Source organism: Collinsella sp. LCP19S3_B6 (assembly GCF_052121815.1).
In the GTDB taxonomy this organism is placed as follows: domain Bacteria; phylum Actinomycetota; class Coriobacteriia; order Coriobacteriales; family Coriobacteriaceae; genus Collinsella.
Window position 1 is genome coordinate 13,316 of the sequence record NZ_JBQKDN010000015.1, and the last position, 13,530, is coordinate 26,845.

At 58.3% G+C, this 13,530-nt stretch carries 10 protein-coding genes and 1 tRNA gene; 7 read left to right on the plus strand and 4 right to left on the minus strand.

The genetic code is table 11. From position 1 onward, the window contains the following. Window positions 1-6 precede the first annotated feature (6 nt). From ACTQWD_RS06520 to ACTQWD_RS06545, 6 genes are all read left to right on the plus strand, one after another. Entirely contained in the window at window positions 7-1,092 is a 1,086-nt protein-coding gene (locus tag ACTQWD_RS06520) for an isocitrate/isopropylmalate dehydrogenase family protein (RefSeq protein WP_441559566.1), read from the plus strand. A gap of 126 nt (window positions 1,093-1,218) precedes the next feature. Beyond that, window positions 1,219-2,304 (plus strand): hypothetical protein, encoded by a 1,086-nt coding sequence (locus ACTQWD_RS06525; RefSeq protein ID WP_441547671.1) that lies wholly within the window; start codon window positions 1,219-1,221, stop codon window positions 2,302-2,304. Between the two features lie 532 nt (window positions 2,305-2,836). Next, entirely contained in the window at window positions 2,837-4,327 is a 1,491-nt protein-coding gene (locus ACTQWD_RS06530; protein WP_427728598.1) for a PTS transporter subunit EIIC, read from the plus strand. A 232-nt stretch (window positions 4,328-4,559) separates the two neighbouring features. Further along, a complete protein-coding gene (locus tag ACTQWD_RS06535) occupies window positions 4,560-5,291 on the plus strand; it encodes a GntR family transcriptional regulator (protein ID WP_441559567.1) in 732 nt (243 codons plus the stop codon). Window positions 5,292-5,434: 143 nt separating this feature from the next. Further along, the gene (gene nagA, locus ACTQWD_RS06540; protein ID WP_441559568.1) at window positions 5,435-6,604 is read left to right on the plus strand and encodes an N-acetylglucosamine-6-phosphate deacetylase; all 1,170 of its coding nucleotides are present in this window, start codon (window positions 5,435-5,437) and stop codon (window positions 6,602-6,604) included. A gap of 32 nt (window positions 6,605-6,636) precedes the next feature. Next, window positions 6,637-7,110, plus strand: a complete 474-nt coding sequence (locus ACTQWD_RS06545; protein ID WP_441559569.1) for a YhcH/YjgK/YiaL family protein — start codon at window positions 6,637-6,639, stop codon at window positions 7,108-7,110. A 212-nt stretch (window positions 7,111-7,322) separates the two neighbouring features. On the opposite strand, the gene ACTQWD_RS06550 is transcribed toward ACTQWD_RS06545, so the two are convergent. Next, a tRNA-Thr gene (locus ACTQWD_RS06550) sits at window positions 7,323-7,398 on the minus strand. Window positions 7,399-7,604: 206 nt separating this feature from the next. After that, complete coding sequence (locus ACTQWD_RS06555; protein WP_441559570.1) at window positions 7,605-8,657, minus strand: aldose epimerase family protein; 1,053 nt, start codon at window positions 8,655-8,657, stop codon at window positions 7,605-7,607. 206 nt (window positions 8,658-8,863) lie between these two features. Here ACTQWD_RS06555 and ACTQWD_RS06560 point away from each other — a divergent pair, with 206 nt between their 5' ends. Continuing rightward, on the plus strand, window positions 8,864-9,628 hold the full coding sequence (locus ACTQWD_RS06560) for a DeoR/GlpR family DNA-binding transcription regulator (protein WP_441559571.1): 765 nt from the start codon (window positions 8,864-8,866) through the stop codon (window positions 9,626-9,628). Window positions 9,629-10,140: 512 nt separating this feature from the next. Here the strand turns inward: ACTQWD_RS06560 and lacG are convergent. Both lacG and ACTQWD_RS06570 read right to left on the minus strand, forming a co-directional pair. Beyond that, a complete protein-coding gene (gene lacG / locus ACTQWD_RS06565; protein WP_441559572.1) occupies window positions 10,141-11,562 on the minus strand; it encodes a 6-phospho-beta-galactosidase in 1,422 nt (473 codons plus the stop codon). Window positions 11,563-11,637: 75 nt separating this feature from the next. Beyond that, window positions 11,638-13,395, minus strand: a complete 1,758-nt coding sequence (locus ACTQWD_RS06570; RefSeq protein WP_441559573.1) for a PTS lactose transporter subunit IIBC — start codon at window positions 13,393-13,395, stop codon at window positions 11,638-11,640. Window positions 13,396-13,530: the final 135 nt, after the last annotated feature.

Here is a 13,530-nt window from a genome sequence, read left to right on the forward strand (position 1 = left end):
CAGATTATGGCGCACGATGTAGTCCTGATTCCCGGTGACGGTATCGGTCCCGAGATTACGCAGGCCATGCGCCGCGTGGTCGAGGCCGCCGGTGTCCAGATCAATTGGAACGTCCAGGAGGCCGGTGCCGGCGTCATGGACGAGTTTGGCACGCCGCTGCCCCAGCATGTACTCGATGCCGTCGCCCAGACCAAAGTTGCCATCAAGGGCCCCATCACCACGCCGGTCGGTACGGGGTTCCGCAGCGTCAACGTTGCCCTGCGTAAGTACTTCGACCTGTACGCCTGCGTGCGCCCCTGCCTGTCGCAACCGGGCGATGGCTCGCGCTTCCGCGATGTCGACCTGGTTATCGTGCGCGAGAACACCGAGGACCTCTACGCTGGTATTGAGTTCGACGAAGGCGCTGCCGAGGTCGAGGAGCTTTCACAGCTTGTCGAGCGCTCGGGTCAGAAAACCTTCGCCGCGGATTCCGCCATCTCGATCAAGCCCATCTCCATCGCCAAGAGCCGCCGTATTGTGGAGTACGCCTTTGAGTATGCTCGCCGCTGCGGCCGCAAAAAGGTGACGGCCGTGCATAAGGCCAACATCATGAAGGCGACTGACGGCCTCTTCCTGCGCGTGGCTCGCGAGGTGGCTGCCAACTATCCCGATATCGAGTTCAACGACAAGATCGTCGACGCCACCTGCATGGGTCTGGTTCAGAACCCCAACGACTTCGATGTTCTGGTCCTGCCCAATTTGTATGGCGATATCGTCAGCGACTTGTGCGCCGGTCTTGTAGGTGGCCTTGGCATGGCCCCCGGCTCCAATATCGGAGCCGACTGTGCCATCTTTGAGGCAACGCACGGCTCCGCGCCCGATATCGCTGGCCAGGATATCGCTAACCCCACGGCCGAGATTCTGTCTGCCGCCATGATGCTCGATCATCTGGGCGAGAATGAAGCTGCCAATCGCATTCGCGCCGCCGTATCTGCCACGCTCGACGAGGGCGAGCAGGTTACCGGTGACGTGCGTCGTGCCCAGACCGGCTCCATTGAGGGCGCCGTGGGCACGCAGGCCTTTGCCGATGCCGTTATCGCGCATCTTGCCTAAGGGGATACGGCTTCAAACGCCTAAGCGGTACTTATACGTTTGCGGATAACCTGAGAATGAATACGCCCGGCGCTCTGTCGGGCGTATTCTATTGAGGACTATGTTTCTTAACAAGGAGTAACTGATATGGGTCTGATTCAAAAGAAGGACGAAAAGGACGAGATCGACGGCATCCAGATCATCGAGCGCGGCGAAGGCCCCGACGGTGACGAGGACGAGAAGATCGATCTGGTCGCAGGTACGTCTGCCGAGCACATTGCTGCCGGCACGACCGCCGAGGAGGAGGACGCCCGCCTGGAGGCTCAGATTGCCGCGGATGCCGCCGACGAGAACCTCATGCCTGAGGAGCAGGACGAGGACGATGACTCCGACGTGGACGACAGCGCATCCAAGCACAAGAAGACGATGATTGCCGCCTTTGTGGTCGCCATCGTGATCGCTGCTGTGGTCGGCTTCTTTATCGGCAACGGTGGTTTTGGCGGCAAGGGCGTCGGCTCGGCGACCCTCACCGAGGACCAGCTCGATTCGACCGTGGCAAGCTACAGCTACAACGGCAAGAAGAGCGACATCACCGCGCGCGAGGCCATCGAGAGCCAGTACAGCCTTGATACCGTCAAGGATAGCGATGGCAACTACACCGCTCCCTCTGCCGATGTCATCCTGTCCTACGTGCGCAACCAGATTCTGCTCGACGCCGCCGAGGATGAGGGCATCACCGTCTCTTCTAAGGAGATGAAGAAGTACGCCGAGGATTCTATCGGCACTTCGGACTACAAGACCATGGCCACGCAGTATGGCGTGTCCAAGGACCAGGCCAAGCAGATCGTCCGCCAGTCCGCAACGCTGCAGAAGCTCTACAAGAAGAAGGTGGGCGATAGCTCCGCAAGCATGCCGATCGCTCCGACCGAGCCTTCTGACGGCAACGAGGACACCGCGAGCAAGGACTACGCCGACTACATCATCAACCTTGCCGGTGACGAGTGGGATAGCAAGAAGGGCACCTGGAAGGACAAGGACAGCACCTACGCTAAGGCCTTTGCCGACGATGCCTTTACGGCCGATAGCGCTACCTATAAGCAGGCCATGACCGCCTATTACACCGCCTACCAGCAGTACTCTTCGCAGGCTTCGAGCGCCAGCTCCAAGTGGACCGAGTACGCCAACGGCCTCTACGCCAAGGCCAATATCAGCATCTACGGCCTGTTTGCGTAAAGATTGCCTGAGCCTTCGAGTACGAAGCCGAAATATCTGATGAAGCCCCCTAGAACGGAAATCGTTCTAGGGGGCTTTTTGCGTTGGAGGAAAGGGCGGGGAAGAGAGAGTAGGAGGGGTTTAATATACAAATTCTTGGAGACTTTATTCATGTAAAGTGAAAACGATTTCGGCCAAACTGGTAGTAACAATGTGGTACCACTGTTCATCTGGTAGTAACCAATTTTGATTCGAAATCGAATGAAAATTGCTAAGAATTAGTTTGGTAATGAAAGAAACGCAGCACTTCTACCTGCGTAAATTACCGTTTACGGGCCAAAAATAACCGTTTGGCAACGAAATAGTAATTTGAACGAAATGTGGTGGACGTTTGAATTGAGTGTGTGCTACCGTACATACCAGCAACCCCAAATAGGGACTGGGTTGTCTAAGTTTGCGCGCCAATGTCGGCAAGCGGAGAAGCCGGTATGCACAAGGCGCGGACATGGAACTCGTTGGTGAACAACGAAAGAAAGGTTGGAGGAGATACCATATGATGAAGTACCTCCAGAAGCTCGGCAAAGCGCTGATGCTTCCCGTCGCGGCGCTTCCCGTCGCAGGTATTCTTATGGGCGTGGGCTACCTGCTCGCTCCCGCAGTCATGGGTGCTGCCGGTGACACTACCGGTTTTGCCTATACCGCCGGTTTCCTGCTCATCAAGGCAGGCGGCGCTCTTATCGATAACATGGCCTGGCTGTTCGCAGTCGGCGCCGCTGTCGGCCTTGCCGACGATCACGATGGCACCGCTGGCCTCGCTGGCCTCGTCGCCTTCCTGATGATTCAGCAGCTCCTGAACCCTGCCGTTGTTGGCACTATCCGTGGTATGGATGCCGACGCCCAGACCGCTTGGCTCGCCACTACCGAGGGCATCGCGTTCTCCAAGATCGCTGGTAACTCCTTCATTGGTATCCTGTCCGCCATCATCGGTGGCACCTGCTACAACAAGTTCAAGGACACCCGTCTTCCCGACTGGCTGGCCTTCTTCTCCGGCAAGCGTTGCGTCGCCATCATGACTGCTGTCATCTGCATCGTCGTTTCCGTCGTCCTGCTCTTCGCTTGGCCCCTCATCTTCGGTGCGCTCGTCGCTCTGGGCGAGGGTATCGCTGCTATGGGTGGCATCGGCGCTGGCATCTACGCCTTCCTCAACCGCCTGCTCATCCCGACTGGTCTCCACCATGCTCTGAACAACGTGTTCTGGTTCGACACCATCGGCCTTGGCGACCTGACCCACTTCTGGGCTGGCGAGACCTCTGCCGACGTCAAGTGGAGCCTCGGCATGTACATGTCTGGCTTCTTCCCCTGCATGATGTTCGGTATCCCGGGCGCTGCCCTGGCTATGGTTCAGACCGCTAAGAACAAGAAGGCTGCTATCGGCCTGGTTGTCTCCGCCGCCATCTGCGCCTTCGTCTGTGGCGTCACCGAGCCCTTCGAGTTCGGCTTCATGTTCCTGTGCTTCCCGCTCTACGTTGTGTACGCTGCCCTGTACGGCATCTTCACCATCATCACCTACTATGTTGGTTTCCGTGCTGGCTTCTGCTTCTCTGCTGGCGCTACCGACCTCCTGTTCTCCGCTAGCCTCCCGGCTGCTGCCAACACCTGGATGATCATCCCGATGGGCATCGCTGCCTTCCTGGTCTTCTACCTCGTGTTCCGCTTCGCCATCACCAAGTTCAACCTCATGACCCCTGGTCGCGAGGATGAGGATGTCGAGGAAACCTCCGCTTCCGCCGCTGCTGGCGACGACAAGTTCGCCGCTCTGGCCGCCGCTGTTCTCGCTGCCGTCGGTGGCAAGGAGAACGTTAAGACCGTTGACTGCTGCGCTACTCGCCTTCGCTTCGAGCTCGGCGATTCCGCTCTGGTCGACGAGGCTGCCTGCAAGAAGGCTGGCGCTCTGGGCGTTATGAAGATGGACAAGGGTGCTACCCAGGTCATCATCGGTACGCAGGTCCAGGCTGTTGCCGAGGAGCTCAAGAAGCTTCTCTAAGCCTTAGAGACGTACGTGTCTTGCAAAGGGTCGTCCCGCTCCGCGGGGGCGGCCCTTTTTGCTACCTCGATACTTGATGAGGCGGTGCGATTGGTATTACAGTACACGGGCAAATAACCGGCAAACAATATTGCAATGTGCTGGTTGACCTGCTGTTATTCCGTTAAAACTGCTATAGTACGTGGTGTCTGGTTGCAACCAATTTCGAGTCATTTATCCGGCAGGTATCATCATGGCAATGGGAGCGCGCAAACAGCCTCTGTACGATCAGCTCGTCGATTTGCTGACCGATAAAATCGATCACGAACTTCGACCCGGCGACTATTTGCCGTCCGAGCGTGAACTGTCGGAACGCTACGGGCTCTCGCGTACGACGGTTCGCCTTGCCCTGCAGGAGCTTGAGCGCCTGGGCCTGGTGGTTCGTCAGCGCGGCCGTGGAACCATGGTGTGCGACCGCTCTCTGCAAACGGCAAACCTCTCGCAAATCTATAGCTTTACCGAGCAGATGAAGGCGATCGGCCGTGTGCCCAAGACGATGATTCTTGAGTTTACCGAGGTCGAGGCTGACAAGAATATTGCCGTAGAGATGAACGCGCGTCTTGGCGAGCGTCTGTACAAGATCAAGCGCCTGCGTATTGCCGATTGTGTGCCGCTGATGATTGAGTGTACATATCTGCCGAGTCGCAAGTTCTTTGCGCTTAAGCGCCCCATGATCGAGAACAAATCGCTGTACGACATGATCGAGCAGGACTTTCACGAGAAAGTTCGCGTGGCAGAGGAAGAATTCTACGCGAGTATCGCCCGCCATTCCGACGCCCGTCTGCTCGAGATTGCCGAAGGCGCACCGGTCCTGGATTTGATTCGTACCACATACAACATGGACAACGAGGTTATCGAGTATACGCGTTCGGTTGCGCGCGCCGACCAGTTTAAATACAAGGTCTACCACAACCGCGCAGTCTAGAGTTATTGGGTATAAACGGCTTGGTATGTTTTGCGGCGGGTGCAAAATGCGCCAAGCGGTAGAAGGCAACGAACAATCGCTCGAATTAACAATGCAGTGGTTTTTGATCCGCCCTAAAACGCACTGCGGGTACGGGAGCATAGATGAGCACGTATGCTATCAAGGCCGACAAGTTCTTTTTGCCGGCGGGGCCGCAGCTGGGCGGCTACCTCATGGTCGAAGATGGCGTCTTTGGCACTTGGCAGGCCGATGAGCCCGCTTGTGAGATCAAAGATTATTCGGGTACATGGATTGCGCCGGGCATGGTGGACACCCACATTCATGGCTTCTATAACCATGCCACGACTGATAATGATGCCGAGGGTATCAACATCAGCTCGACCGAGCTCGCTCGTCGTGGCACCACCAGCTGGCTGCCTACGACCTTTACCGACGGCGTGGAGCAGATCAAGGACGCCTGCGCTGCCATTGCACAGGCGGACGAGGAGCGCGGACCTGAGTTCTGCGGTGCTCGTATTCAGGGCATCTACCTGGAGGGTCCGTTCTTTACCATGAAGCATGTGGGCGCCCAGAACCCTGCTTATCTGATCGGTCCGTCCGAGAAAGTTTTTGACGAGTGGCAGGAGGCCGCCGGCGGTCGAATCGTCAAGAGCGCTATGGCGGCCGAGCGTGACGGCGCCGCCGCTTACGCCGCGGCTCTGAGCGCAAAGGGCGTCGTGACCTGCATCGGCCACTCTGATGCCACCTATGATGAGTGTGCTGCCGCCATCAATGCTGGCGCCAGCTGCTTTACGCATACCTACAACGGCCAGCGCGGTCTGCATCACCGTGAGCCCGGTGTCGTCGGGGCCGCTATGACCACGCCCAACACCTATGCCGAGATCATTTGCGACGGCAAACACGTGAACCCTGCTGCTATTAAGGCGCTGCTGCAGGCCAAGGGCTGGCAGCACACAGTGCTGATCACCGACTGCCTGGGTTGCGGCGGCATGCCCGAGGGCAAGTACACCAGCGGTGGCATGGATGTCATTATGAAGGACAACCTTTGCTGGCTTGCCGATGGCTCTGCTATCGCCGGCTCGGTGCTCACGCTCGCACAGGGTGTCAAGAACATTGTCGACTGGGGTCTCGCGAGCGCCGATATCGCAATTCGCATGGCGACCGAGGTGCCCGCGCGCTCTGCTCACGTCGAGGATAAATGTGGCAGCATTATGCCTGGCCGCGATGCCGATTTTGTCGTGTTCAATCCCGACCTTACCCTGGTCGAGACGTATGTGGGTGGCAACAGCGTCGGTAACGCGTTTGCCGAGTAGCCGCCAAAGAAACGATTCGAGAGGGGATTTAGATGATTTACGGTGCATTGGGCGATATCGAGGAGTATCGCGGAATGCTTAAGGGCCTCGACGTGCTGATCGACTGGCTCGAGGAGAACGACCCGGCGGAGCTCGAGGTCGGCAGCCATCCGATTTTGGGCGACAAGGTCTTTGCGAACGTCATGGCTCCCACGACGCGTCCCGAGGCCGAGGCTCACTATGAGACTCATCAGCGCTATCACGACCTGCAGATCGACGTCGAGGGTCGCGAGGCCTTTAAGGTTGCTACGGGCAGCCTGACGCTGGTCCAGGAGTTTGACGAGAAGGACGACTACGACCTGGTCGATTCCGACGCCTCGATCGCCGGCGATCTTGCCGACGACAAGTTTGCGCTGTTCGTTGCCGGCGAGCCTCACATACCCACGCTCGAGTTCCCGGGCGATGGCGCACAGCCGGTCAAGAAGATCTGCTTTAAGCTGCTTGCAGACGCTTACTGGGAGGAGTAGCGAACTGCCCGACTGAGCTGTTCGTATGCTGGCGTGTTGTCCCTAAGGGAAGCACGCTACGACCCCGTTAATCGTGTTTTCCCTAGGGGAATCACGATTAACGGGGTTTCTGTTTTTGAATAGGGGAGCTGACGCTGTTGCGATGCGTGGGTGGGCGCGCGCACTCAAAATCGAAAACAAAAAAGCCGCCCGAAGGCGGCTGTCTTGTGCGATGGAGCCAGCGACCGGGCTCGAACCGGTGACCCCCGCTTTACGAGAGCGGTGCTCTACCAACTGAGCTACGCTGGCGACCATGTGGTGACGCAGCTGAGGCGTCAACGGCTGTCTATGATACGGGACATCGCAAATCCGCGCAAGTGTTCTGACGGCTTTTCTCACGTTAAATGCACTAATCACTCAAGCCGGGATGTGCCTGGTTGCCTACAACTAGGTAGAAAAACGCCCGTCGGCGGTGTGCCGGCGGGCGTTGCTGTGCGATATGTCGCGTTGCAGGCTTAGTGCCTCATAAAGTGGTACTCGATCACATTACTGTAGGGGTGACCCGGGCCCACAATGCCCTGCGGGAACAGCGGCTGGTGCGGCGTGTCGGGGTACATCTCGGCCTCGAGGGCAAAGCCGGCGCCCCAGCCGTAGTTGGCGTCGTCCTTGGCGTGCTCGTCGCCCAGCCAGTTGCCGGTGTAGAGCTGCACGCCCGGGGCGGTGGTGTAGTAGTCCAGCTCACGGCCGGTCCACATCTCCTCGACGTGCAGGGCACGGCGCAGATTGCGGCCGTACTGATAGCCGCCAATGCACAGGCAGTGATCGTAGCCGCGTGCCTGCTTAATCTGCGGATGGTCGGCCTCCATGCCAGGCGCGATGGGGCGTAACTCGCGAAAATCAAACGGTGTTCCCTCGACCGGAGTAATCTCGCCAGTAGGAATGTTCTGGTCGTCAATGGGAAGGTAGTGGGCGGCGTTGGCAACAAAGAAGTGCTCGCAGTCCATGCCGGCGTTATGGCCGGCAAGGTTAAAGTACGTGTGGTTGGTCATGGACACGTACGTGGCGCGGTCGCTCTCGCAGCCATATTCGATACGGAAGCGGCCGGTGTGCGTCACGGTAAACACGGCCGTAAAGGTGCGGTTGCCGGGCAGGCCCAACTCGCCATCCTCAAGTGAGGTGGTCATGCGCACGGCGTTGTCGGCCTCGTCGAGCTCAACATCCCACACGCGCTTGTGCAGGCCGTGTTCAAGATCGCTGTGCAGGTTATTGGCGCCCTCGTTGGCGGGCATATGCCAGTCCGTACCGTCGATGGTGATCGTTGCACCCGCAGTGCGGTTTGCCACGGGGCCGATGGTCGCGCCAAAGCAGGCGGGGTTGTCAAAGTAATCCTCGAGCTTATCGAAGCCCAGCACCACATCGCGCACGTTGCCGGGAATGTCGGGCACATCGATACCCAGCACGGTGGCGCCATAGTCCATAATGCGAACGCAGATCTCGGGCCCGTTGAGGGTGTAACGATGAACGGGGGTACCGCACGGCGCGGTGCCGAAAAGCTCAGAAGTGATCATTTGGTTCCTAACATCGAGGTATTTCCGACAAACTGTAGCGCGAACAGGCGAGATTATCACTACACCCCACTAAAGCAGGGGGTATTTTTCTCAAAAAAGTGATGATTGGAGCCGTGCGGGCGTTCATTTTTGACGCGCGCGAGTCTGATACAATTTGTTCGTTACTGTTTGAATGATATGCGCACAAAGAACGGCGAGGATTCATCGTGATTAAAGCGGAGCGACAGGATAAGGTTCGTCAGCTGCTCGAGGAGCAGGGCACGGTCTCGGTCAAGGAGATTTCGGATGCACTGGGCGTCTCGGATATGACGATCCGCCGTGATCTTGAGGAGCTTGCGAGCCTGGGCGAGATCGAGCGCGTGCACGGCGGCGCCCGCAGTGCGCAGGGTCGTCCCCACGCTATGTTGCGCCACGAGTACTCGCACAGCGAAAAGCGCACCAAGCATGCCGAGGAAAAGCTGCAGATTGCGCGCCGTTCTGTGGAGCTTATCGAGGAAGGCTCGACCATCTTTTTGGGCACGGGTACTACGGTGGAGCAGATGGCCTCGATGCTGCCGGCGTTTCGCCTGCGCATTGTGACCAACTCGCTTTCGGTGTTTAGCCTGCTCGAGGCGCGCGAAGACTGCGACCTGTGCCTCGTGGGCGGCATGTATCGTCGCCGCACCGCCGCTTTTGTGGGACCAACGGCCGAGGATACCCTGCGCGCACTGGGGATCGATGCGGCGTTTATCGGCGCCAACGGCATCTTGGACGGTGACGTATCTACGTCCAACATGGACGAGGGCCGTATCCAGCAGCTCGCTTTTAGCAAGGCAGACTCGCGCTATCTGATCGCCGACTCCAGCAAGATCGGCAAGCGCGACTTCTACACCTTCTGCCGCCTGGACAGCTTGGATGCCGTGGTGTGCGAGCCGGGTATTACCGCCGAGGATCGCGCCGCCATCGAGGAGCATACGCAGATCATCTGCTAGCTAGCGCTGCAGGATTGCTAGTAAGCGCTGTGTGAGGACTTTTGCCCCCCCTGCCATTGTGGGGAATCGGCGCGTCAGCGCTATGCGATATGACGCGCAAATGGGGACTTCGCTATCAAATTGTCTCAACCTGTGATATCTAGGCGGCCAAAAGCGAGTCAGATGTTACAGATCGAGATTTTTGGCCCGGCCTATTCCGTTTGTCTCAATCTGTAACAGCTAGGACCCAAAAACTCGACTAGGTGTTACAGATCGAGATTTTGTCTATCCAGCCATCACCTTTGTCTTGATCTGTAACAGTTAGACGGTTAAAAGCGAGTTAGATGTTACAGATTGAGATATTTCTGCTCGGGCGTTCTGTTTGTCTCGATTTGTAACAGCTAGGGCCGAAATATTCGGCTAGATGTTACAAATCGAGACAAACGACCTGCTCGGGCCCACCAAAACAAAAAGGCCGCATGCGAACCCGTGGAGGGATTCGTATGCGGCCGACAGGGGATATGCGGCGGAAACTAGGCCATGAGCAGGCCGGTCTCCGCGACGTTCTTGTACCAGTACGCGCTCGCCTTGGGATAGCGCTTCTGGGTCTCAAAGTCGATGTAGAACAGGCCGTAGCGCTTGTTGTAGCCGTTGGTCCAGGAGAACTGGTCCTGCAGCGACCACACAAAGTAGCCGTCGACGTTCACGCCGCCGTCGATCGCCTTGAGGATCCATGCGAGATGCTGACGCATATAGTCGATGCGAGGGGCGTCATCGATAAAGCCATCCTCGAAGTCGTCCTTATAGCCCATGCCGTTCTCGGTGATGTAGATCTTCTTGTAGTTGGGGTAATCGTTCTTAATGCGGAGCAGCAGGTCGTACAGGCCCTCGGGGTAGATGATCCAGTCCCAATCGGTGGTGGGTACGCCTTCGCGCACGCATGCCTCGCCCACGCCCTTGAGGAACCAGCGCGAGGAGCCCTTGTCGCCGGTGCCATTGTGGTTGATGTCGTTTTCGCCCTCGGCAGCACGCAGGAACTGGCACTTGTAGGTATTGACGCCCAGGCAATCGTTGTAGGGGAGTGCGGCGGTCAGCGCGGCGATGTCCTCGTCGCGAACGTCGAGCTCGCCGCCGGCGATATGGGCAAGCTTGGTCGCGGCTTCCATGGTGTCGGCTGCATAGTGGCCGCGGAAGGTGGCATCGAGTACCCAGCGGTTGTTGATGACGTCGGCCATGCGAGCTGCCTCGCAGTCGGCAGCGCTGTTGGGATCGAGGGGATACTTGGGCTCCAGGTTCTGGACAATGCCGATCTCGCCCTCAAAGCCGCCCTCATGGAAGGCGACGACAGCCTTGGCGTGGGCCACCATCATGTTGTGCATGAGCTGGAAGGCCTTGTCCAGGCGGTACTTCTCGCCGTGCGGCCAGTTGCCGACGATAAAGCTGCCCTCGGCGGTCGCGGGAATCTCGTTAAAGGTGAACCAGTGCTTGACCTCGGTGAACTCGGCAAAGCAGAACTTGGCGTACTCGACAAAGGCGTCGATCGTCGTGCGCGTCAGGAAACCCTCGCCGCCGTTCTGGTAAAAGGCCTCGGGCGTATCGAAGTGATCAAGCGTGACATAGGGGATAACGCCGGCATTGTTGCAGGTGGCAAAGAGCTCGTGATAGAAGGCAACACCCTCGGGGTTAATCTCACCGGTGCCGTTGGGGAGGATACGGCTCCAAGCGATGGAGACGCGGATACCGTTGATGCCGAAGCGCTGGCACAGGTCGATATCGACCGGGTACTTGTTGTAGAAATCGCTTGCGGGATCGGGGGAGAAGCGACCCTGAGCGGCCAGGAAATCGTCCCAGGGCACTTTGCCCTTGCCGTGCGTGCGGGTCTCGCCCTCAACTTGGTAAGCGGCGGTGGCACCGCCAAACACGAAGCCGTCGGGGAACTGCATGGGGTTGTTCATGAGGCATCCTTTCTGTGGGATACGAATAGGGAGAGGTGCCCGAACTGGGGATCCGGGCACCAACAGAGGGAGGAACTAGTCGAGGTTCTCGCGGAGCCACTTGATGGCGCCAGCGGGGTCGCGGGTAAGGTCGATATATTCCTTACCGCGCGGGGCGAGCAGCTTAATGCCCAGGCGATCGGTGTCGGCCTTCATGTCGTTGTAGTAGCTACGAACCTGCGGGGCAAGCACGATAACGTCGTACTGATCCATGATGGCAGTGTGCTGGCCATAGGCGCCCGCGGAGGAAGCGATGTTCTCTCCGGTCTGCGCGGCACCTTCCTTGATGGCGTTGGCAAGCATGGCAGAGGTGCCGGCGCCGGCGCACAGGACGAGGACCTTCAGGCCATCGACATCCTTCTTGGCGGATGCTTCGACGACGGGCTCGGGCTGATCGGCGACAGGCTTGCTGTCGGTGGCAGCGGCGGTCGGCTCGACGGCGGGCTCAGAGGTGCTGGCGGCGATGGTGGCAGCACCGTCGGACTCGAGACCCAGCTCGGCGGCGCGCTCGGCCTCCTGGTCGCAGAGCAGCTTATCGTATGCCTTCAAGAACGGCAGGTAGATGATGGCATCCAGCAAGATGATAATCGCGACAAATACTAGGGCGATAAGCTGGAAGTTCGTGGTGATGAAAATGCCGATGGGGGCGGGGGTGGCCCAAGGCACCACGAAGGAGAAGCCGTTCATACCCACGTTATCGATAAAGAACTTGGCAACACTTACGTTGACGCAGCCGGCGGCAACAAAGGGGATGAGCATGTAGGGGTTAAGGATCATCGGCGCGCCAAAGAGCAGCGGCTCGTTGACAGCAAAGGCGACCGGTACGATCGAGGCCTTACCGACGGCTTTGAGCTGCTTGGACTTCATAAAGAGAATCAGCAGAAGCGGCACGATGAACGTGGCGCCGGTGCCTCCGAACTCACCCACGAGCGACATGTTAAAGGTGAGGGAGTGGGCGGGGTGGCCGCCTGCCAGCAGAACCTGCAGGTTCTCGGCCTGGTTGGCAAGACGGATGGGGTCGATGCCCGGCTGGACAATCGAAGGACCGTGGACACCGATGAACCAGAAGAACGCGGTGGCTGCCTGGATAAGGATGAGTCCGGGGTAGGTTTCTGCCGCAGTGAAGAGCGGGGAGAGCAGCTTGATGAGCAGCTCGGAGAACGGAACGCCCATGAGGTTGCGCACGACGACATCGATGATGCCGCAGATGATGACGGCGCCGCCAAAGGGGATAATGTCGCGGAAGTTCTGAGCGATGGTGCCCGGGACCTCCTTGGGCAGCTTAATGGTCAGATCGCGCGAGACGCAGAACTTATAGACCCACACGGTAATGAACGCGGCGATATAGGCCGAGAACAGACCGCGCGTGCCCATGCTGGTGCAGTCGAAGACCGAAAGTTCGGAGCCGTTGAGCTTGGTGGTGAACTGCGTAACGGCGAGCAAAAGCATGCTGCACTGGGCGGCCACCATGGTGGAGCCGTCGTTGAGCACCTTGCCGGCGGGCATGCGACGGTTCATGGAAGCCGTAAAGTTCTTGGCGGTGGTACCGGCGACCATGATGCCCATGACGCCCATGGTGAAGTTGTACAGCTTGTTGCACCAGTCGATGAGCGGCTGGGGCAGCGTGATGCCAACTACGCCGGGAAGGGTGGCAATCAACAGGAAGATCGAAGAGGTGAGGACAATGGGCATGCACCCAAGGAATCCGTCCTTGATGGCCTGGAGGTAGATGTTCCTCGAGATCTTCTCAAAGAACGGTTGATGCTTTTCGAGCATCTTTACGATGGCGTCCATAGAGCTCCTTTGCTACTTGATGCGCGATGCATGTGGATGGAACTGGTCGTCGATGGATGGTCAGGACTGCCCGGAAACCTTCCTGCTTAAGGAAGGCATTGTGAAATGACAACGTTGTCATTTCGTTAATGACAA

Coding starts and splice junctions, on each gene's coding strand:
- ACTQWD_RS06520 (WP_441559566.1), top strand. CDS start 7: ATGGCGCACGATGTAGTCCTGATTCCCGGTGACGGTATCGGTCCCGAG.
- ACTQWD_RS06525 (WP_441547671.1), top strand. CDS start 1,219: ATGGGTCTGATTCAAAAGAAGGACGAAAAGGACGAGATCGACGGCATC.
- ACTQWD_RS06530 (WP_427728598.1), top strand. CDS start 2,837: ATGATGAAGTACCTCCAGAAGCTCGGCAAAGCGCTGATGCTTCCCGTC.
- ACTQWD_RS06535 (WP_441559567.1), top strand. CDS start 4,560: ATGGCAATGGGAGCGCGCAAACAGCCTCTGTACGATCAGCTCGTCGAT.
- nagA (WP_441559568.1), top strand. CDS start 5,435: ATGAGCACGTATGCTATCAAGGCCGACAAGTTCTTTTTGCCGGCGGGG.
- ACTQWD_RS06545 (WP_441559569.1), top strand. CDS start 6,637: ATGATTTACGGTGCATTGGGCGATATCGAGGAGTATCGCGGAATGCTT.
- ACTQWD_RS06555 (WP_441559570.1), bottom strand. CDS start 8,657: ATGATCACTTCTGAGCTTTTCGGCACCGCGCCGTGCGGTACCCCCGTT.
- lacG (WP_441559572.1), bottom strand. CDS start 11,562: ATGAACAACCCCATGCAGTTCCCCGACGGCTTCGTGTTTGGCGGTGCC.
- ACTQWD_RS06570 (WP_441559573.1), bottom strand. CDS start 13,395: ATGGACGCCATCGTAAAGATGCTCGAAAAGCATCAACCGTTCTTTGAG.